The organism is Frankia sp. Mgl5 (genome assembly GCF_023242985.1).
In the GTDB taxonomy this organism is placed as follows: domain Bacteria; phylum Actinomycetota; class Actinomycetes; order Frankiales; family Frankiaceae; genus Parafrankia; species Parafrankia soli.
On record NZ_JALKFY010000629.1, the window covers coordinates 1 to 5,751 of the forward strand.

Annotated in this window: 6 protein-coding genes; 2 read left to right on the forward strand and 4 right to left on the reverse strand. The window is 71.8% G+C overall.

Going from position 1 to position 5,751, the window contains the following annotated elements:
• Positions 1 to 217: 217 nt before the first annotated feature.
• From MXD62_RS18030 to MXD62_RS18040, 3 genes are read right to left on the reverse strand one after another with little or no spacing between them, the layout of a single operon-like run.
• A complete protein-coding gene (locus MXD62_RS18030; RefSeq protein WP_248830697.1) occupies positions 218 to 1,009 on the reverse strand; it encodes an enoyl-CoA hydratase in 792 nt (263 codons plus the stop codon).
• A 10-nt stretch (positions 1,010 to 1,019) separates the two neighbouring features.
• Positions 1,020 to 2,195 carry an acyl-CoA dehydrogenase family protein gene (locus MXD62_RS18035; RefSeq protein ID WP_248830698.1) on the reverse strand — a complete coding sequence of 392 codons (1,176 nt, stop codon included), beginning with the start codon at positions 2,193 to 2,195 and terminating at the stop codon, positions 1,020 to 1,022.
• Positions 2,179 to 3,177, reverse strand: a complete 999-nt coding sequence (locus MXD62_RS18040) for an acyl-CoA dehydrogenase family protein (protein ID WP_248830699.1) — start codon at positions 3,175 to 3,177, stop codon at positions 2,179 to 2,181. Before MXD62_RS18040 ends, MXD62_RS18035 begins: the two co-directional genes overlap by 17 nt.
• A 393-nt stretch (positions 3,178 to 3,570) precedes the next feature.
• Here MXD62_RS18040 and MXD62_RS18045 point away from each other — a divergent pair, with 393 nt between their 5' ends.
• A complete protein-coding gene (locus tag MXD62_RS18045; RefSeq protein WP_071066759.1) occupies positions 3,571 to 4,263 on the forward strand; it encodes a TetR/AcrR family transcriptional regulator in 693 nt (230 codons plus the stop codon).
• 71 nt (positions 4,264 to 4,334) lie between these two features.
• Here MXD62_RS18045 and meaB read toward each other — a convergent pair whose 3' ends face one another.
• A complete protein-coding gene (gene meaB / locus MXD62_RS18050; protein ID WP_071066742.1) occupies positions 4,335 to 5,210 on the reverse strand; it encodes a methylmalonyl Co-A mutase-associated GTPase MeaB in 876 nt (291 codons plus the stop codon).
• Between the two features lie 209 nt (positions 5,211 to 5,419).
• On the opposite strand from meaB, the gene MXD62_RS18055 reads away from it, so the two are divergent.
• Positions 5,420 to 5,751 (forward strand): SDR family NAD(P)-dependent oxidoreductase (locus MXD62_RS18055; protein WP_248830700.1); only part of this gene is annotated, 332 nt, incomplete at its 3' end.

Here is a 5,751-nt window from a genome sequence, read left to right on the forward strand (position 1 = left end):
CGCCGGGGGGGGCGGGGGGGGGGGGGGCCCGGGGGGCCCTCGGGGGGGGGGGGGGCCCCCCCCCCCCCCCCCCCCCCCCGCCGTCGGCTGTGTCTCGGGCCGGCAGGCCGGCTCCGTTGACCTTGTTGCGCCGGACCGGCCCGCCGAACCCTGGTCGGCCTTGGTCCGAACCGGCCCATCAGACCGGTCGGCCTTGTTCCGGGCCGGCCGGTCAGGCCTAGTCGGCCTTCTTGATCGCTGACTTCATCTGGTCCAGGTTGACCAGGACCGGCCATCCGCTGACGCTCAGCGCGTTGCCGTGCCCGGTCTGGTGGACGTCGAACACCGACTGGATCGCGGCGTAGAAGCCCTGCACGTCGAGGGTCTGGTTGACCGCGCGCTTGGCCTGCCGGAGCCCGAAGCTGGGCATCGTCGCGATGTGCTGGGCCAGCGCGCGGGTCTCGGTGTCGAGCTGGTCGCGAGGCACCACCTTGTTGACCATGCCGATCTTCTCGGCCTCGGTGGCCGTCACCGCGCGCCCGGTGAAGAGGATCTCCTTGGCCTTGCGCGGGCCGAGCTCCCAGGTGTGCCCGTGGTACTCGACACCGCCGATGCCCATGGCGACGACGGGGTCGGAGAACAGCGCGTCCTCGGCCGCGATGATCAGGTCGCACGGCCAGCACAGCAGCAGCCCGCCCGAGATGCAGCGCCCCTGCACCGCCGCGATCGACGGCTTGGGAACGTTGCGCCACCGCAGCGAGAACTCCAGGTAGCGCCGTGCCTCCAGCTCGTAGAGCATCTCCAGGGTGATTTTATCGGGGAGCGGCTGACCGGACTTCAGGTCGTGCCCGGCGGAGAAGTGCTTCCCCTCCGCGCGCAGCACGATCACCGCCACGTCCTTGTCGGCCGCCGCCTTCGTCCACGCCGCGTCGAGCTCCTCGAGGAGCGGTCCGTTCTGCGCGTTCGCGACCTCGGGGCGGTTGAGCGTGATCGTCGCGATCCCGTCGGCGACGTCGTATAGGACTAACAAGGCTGGCTCCTCAGCTTCGCGGCAGACCGAGTACACGCTCGGCGACGATCGTGCGCTGGATCTCCGAGGTGCCACCGGCGATGGTCCCGGCGAAGGACCTCGCGTAGCGCTCGAACCACCCGGCGGAGAACGCCTCGAGATTGAGATGAGCGTAAGGCGCCGTCATCCCGGGATGCTCGAGTGCCGCCACCCCGGCTGACTCCATCGCCTGCTCCGAGGCCTTCTGCACCGCCTCCGACCCGAGCAGCTTCAGCACGGACAGCGCGGCGACGTCCTGCTCGCCGCGCGCGGCCCGCGCCAGCGCCGCCGAACCGAGCAACCGCAGCGCCTGGGCGTCCATGACGAGCCGTGCGTACGCGTCGCGGTCGAGCGCGTCGACGGGACGGAAGTCGCGCGCGAGCTCCTCCAGCCGCAGCGCGAAGCTCAGCCACAGCAGGGTGCGCTCGTGGCCGAGCGAGCCGTTCGCGACGTGCCAGCCGTTGTTCAGCGCGCCGACGAGGTTCTCCGCCGGCACCCGGACGTCGTCGAAGAAGACCTCGTTGAAGTCGACGTCGTCGCGGTCGATCAGGGAGCCGAAGGGCCGGCGGGTGACGCCGGGGGTGTCGGTGGGGATCAGCAGCACGCTGATGCCCTTGTGCTTGGGCGCGTCCGGGTCGGTGCGGACGAAGGTGAGCAGCACGTCCGCGTCGTGGGCGCCGGACGTCCAGATCTTCTGCCCGTTCACCACGAAGTGGTCGCCGTCGAGCACCGCCCGGGTGCGCAGCGAGGCCAGGTCGGAGCCGGCGCCGGGCTCGCTCATCCCGAGCGCCGCGGTGATCTCGACCCGCAGGATCGGCACCGCCCAGCGACGCTTCTGCTCCTCGGAGCCGAACGACAGCAGCGAGGCGGCGATGATGCCGAGCCCCTGCGGGTTGAAGCTGTGGTAGATGCGCCGGCGGTCCAGCTCCTCGAGGTGGACGTACTGCTCGAGGATGGAGGCGTTGCGCCCGCCGAACTCCGGCGGGTTGCCCGGCAGCAGCCAACCGGAGTCGAACAACAGCCGCTGCCAGCGCCGCGCCCACTCGGGGACGTGCGCGCTGGAGTAGGCGCGCTCGCCGGTCTCGGCCTCGCTGGGCAGGTTCGCGTCCAGGAACGCCACGAACTCGGCGCGGAACTTCTCGACGTCGGCATCAAACGTGAGTTGCACGGTACTCCTCGGCGATCAGCGCCCGGTGCTCGGCGGCGCCGCCGAGCAGCAGCTCGCCCGCGACTGCCCGCTTGAGCGCGAACTGCAGGTCGTTCTCCCAGGTGAAGCCCATGGCTCCGAAAAGCTGCAGGCCGTTGCGGAACACCACCGACTGGCACTCGCCGGCGGCGGCCTTGGCCATGGAGGCGGCGAGCCGGCGGCGCGGGTCGTCGGCCGCGATGGTCAGCGCCGCGAAGTAGGCCAGCGCGCGGGCGCGTTCCAGCGCGACGTGCATGTCCACCGCCTTGTGCTTGACGGCCTGGAACGACCCGATCGGCGCACCGAACTGCTCGCGGGTGCGGACGTGGTCGAGCGTCAGCTCCAGAACACGGCGGCAGGCCCCGACGATCGTGAGGGCCAGCCCGGTGAGCGCCAGGTCCCGGGCCGCCCGTGGGTCGGCGCCCGTGCGCGCGTCGTCGCCGACCCGGATGCCGGGCAGCGAGACCTCTGCGATGTGCAGCGTGGGGTCGAAGACGTCGACCCGGGTGGCCCGCACATCAGCCGCGGGGACGATGAAGACCCCCGCGTCGGTCACGACGGCCAGCCGGTCGGCGCGGTCACCGTCGAGGACGTACCGCGCGACGCCGCTGAGAACCCAGCCGTCGCGGTCACGCCGGGCGGACACGCCGTCCAGGACGGCGCTGCCGGTCTGGCCCCCCTCGGCGACCCCCGGGGCGAGCGGGGCGAACCAGGTCATCGTCGCCAGGTAGGGGGTCGGGTCGGTCGCCCAGCCGAGCTCCTCGAGGACGATCGCCAGCTCCACGGCCTCGCTGGGCTCGGTCAGCTCGGTCCAGCCGAGGTCGGCGTAGACCCGCCACAGCGGGGCCGCGTCGGCTCCCTCGTCGACGATCCCGCGGATCAGCGCCGGCGGGCATTCCTTGACCAGGACCTCGTGGATCGTCTTCTGCCACAGCCGCTGGTCGGAGTCGAACTCAAAGAGCATCTCGCCCTCCCGGGCTCGCGGCGGCGGCGGTGCCGGCCGCGGCGGGGCGGGCGGGGGGCGCCACGGCCGGGCCTCCCGTGCCGCCACGCGGGTCAGCGAAGATCGTCACATCGGCTCCTTGAGAGCACACACTGCCCGACAACACCCCGGGGACGGCACACCTGCCGGCCCGGTGCGCGCGGAGGGACCGACGACCCCCGCCGGCCCTTCCAACATCCCAGAGTCGGTTTGCACGTGCCAGGTCACGTATGGACCACTCCCGTGGTCCTTCACGCCGAACAGGTGCGAGAATACCATTCTCATTGATCGATAGCTATGATCTCGACGGCACCGGAGTGGGTCCACCTGCTGTGTTAGCAGTATGTCTGCGCAGCAGTGCAGTACTTTCTGTACATGGCACAGAAGACGGAGCTGCCCGTGATCACGCCGACCGAAGAGCCGGCCTGGAAGCAGCGTGCCGTCGAGCGCTCGACCCGGGCGGCCAAGCTCCGGGCCGAGCAGCGTGTCGTCCAGTTCCTTGACGCGGCCCAGGCGATCATCGCCGAGAAGGGTTCGATCGACCTCACCGTGCAGGAGGTCGTCGACCGGTCGCGCCAGTCGCTGCGCAGCTTCTACCAGCACTTCAGCGGCAAGCACGAGCTCCTGCTCGCTCTGTTCGAGGACGCCCTCAACGAGTCCGCCCGGCAGATCCGCGAGGCCTCCGCCGCGGAGCCCGACCCGCTGGGCCAGCTCAGGATCACCGTCCGCCTGCTGTACGAGCAGAGCCACTCCGACCGGGCCCGCCAGCAGCGGCCCCTGTTCACCGACTTCGCCCCGCAGCTGCTGGTCTCGCACCCGGCCGAGGTGAAGGTCGCGCACGCGCCGCTGCTCGCCCTGATCACCGACATGATGACGAGGGCCGCCGCGGCCGGCCAGTTGCGCCCCGATCTCAAGCCACGCCGCGCCGCCGCGATGGTGATGCAGACCGTCATGTTCCTGGCCCAGTCCAACGGGGTGTCCGAGGACGAGAACGTACATCCGATCACCGTCGAGGAAGTGTGGGATTTCTGCCTCACCGGTTTCACCGGTGGTGTGCAGACCACCTGATCGGATCCGCCCGGACATGGCCGGGCGATACGCCGCGTCGCCCGCCGCCGAGAAGGTCTTTCTCCGCGCCGTCAGGCCTTCTCGGGCAGGCCGCCGAGCAGCAGCTCGGCCGCCGCGTAGGGATCGCGCCGGCCGTTGGCCACCTCGTCAGCGAGCCGGCCGAGATCCGGGTGCTCCCGTAGGCGGGTCTGCGCCAGCGAGAGGATCTGGGCGTGCGCGCGGGCCGTCCGGCGGGCGAGGGTGTCGGCGCGGTGGTGGGCGTCGATCGCCTCGACCAGCGCGGCCAGGCCCTCCCCCTTTGACGCGACGAGGGTGAGGATCGGGGCGTCGACCTCAAGATGCAGGTCACGCACGGTCTGGTCGGCGCCGTCGCGGTCGGCCTTGTTGACGACCAGCAGGTCTGCGACCTCCAGCAGGCCCGCCTTGGCCGCCTGGACGGCGTCGCCGGCGCCCGGCGTCAGCACGACGATCGTCGGGTCGGCGACGGCGGCGATCTCGATCTCGGACTGGCCGACCCCGACCGTCTCCACCAGGACCAGGTCGTAGGCCAGGTTGGCGAGCACCCGCACGGCGGCCGGCACGGCGGCCGCCAGCCCGCCCAGGTGGCCGCGGGCGGCCAGCGAGCGGATGAGGACGTCGGGGTCGTTCGTGTGCGAGGCCATCCGGATCCGGTCGCCGAGCAGCGCCCCGCCGCTGTAGGGCGAGGACGGGTCCACGGCGAGCACCGCGACCCGCAGGCCGCGCTCCCGGTAGGCGCCGACGAGCGCGCCGATCGTGGTCGACTTGCCCGCGCCGGGCGGGCCCGTCACGCCGATCACCCGGGCGGTGGCCGGCTCGAGGGCCGCCAGCACCTGGTCACGGCCGGCGCCCTCGACCTGACTCAGCAACCGGCCGACGGCGCGCAGTGAACCAGCGCGCGCGGCGGCCACAGTCTCCAGAATGTTCACCGGGGTCCGATGTGCGGGCCGGCTGGGGACGTGCCACGGCCGGTAACGCCGGCGGCCCCGACGGAACCGACGTGTGCACCAGAACAGACGGCCCGCGAGATCCGGGGCCGCGCATCGACCGAAGCGGCTGCGCTCTTGATCATGATCGCATTCATGAGAATGTTAGTCTTCCAGATCGAAAGTGCGGCTAGCAAGAGAGGGAAACCTTAATGCAGATCAGCGGAAACTCCGCCCTCGTCGTCGGTGGAACCGGCGGCCTCGGGGAGGCCACCGTCCGCCGTCTCCACGCCGCGGGCGCGAAGGTCGTCGTGGCCGACGTCGCGGACGAGAAGGGCAAGGCGCTGGAGTCCGAGCTGGGCATCCGCTACGTCCACGTGGACGCGACCTCGGAGGAGGACATCCTCGCCGCGATCGCCGAGGCCAAGACGCTGGGCCCGCTGCGGATCTCGGTCGACACCCACGGCGGCCCGGCCCCCCCCGGCCGGCGCGGGGGGCCCGCCGGCGCGCCCCCCCCCCCGGGCGCCGGGACGCCGCCCGGCCC

Excerpts from the sequence above, each read along its gene's own strand:
- MXD62_RS18040 (WP_248830699.1), bottom strand. The coding sequence starts at position 3,177 with ATGCTCTTTGAGTTCGACTCCGACCAGCGGCTGTGGCAGAAGACGATC.
- MXD62_RS18045 (WP_071066759.1), top strand. The coding sequence starts at position 3,571 with ATGGCACAGAAGACGGAGCTGCCCGTGATCACGCCGACCGAAGAGCCG.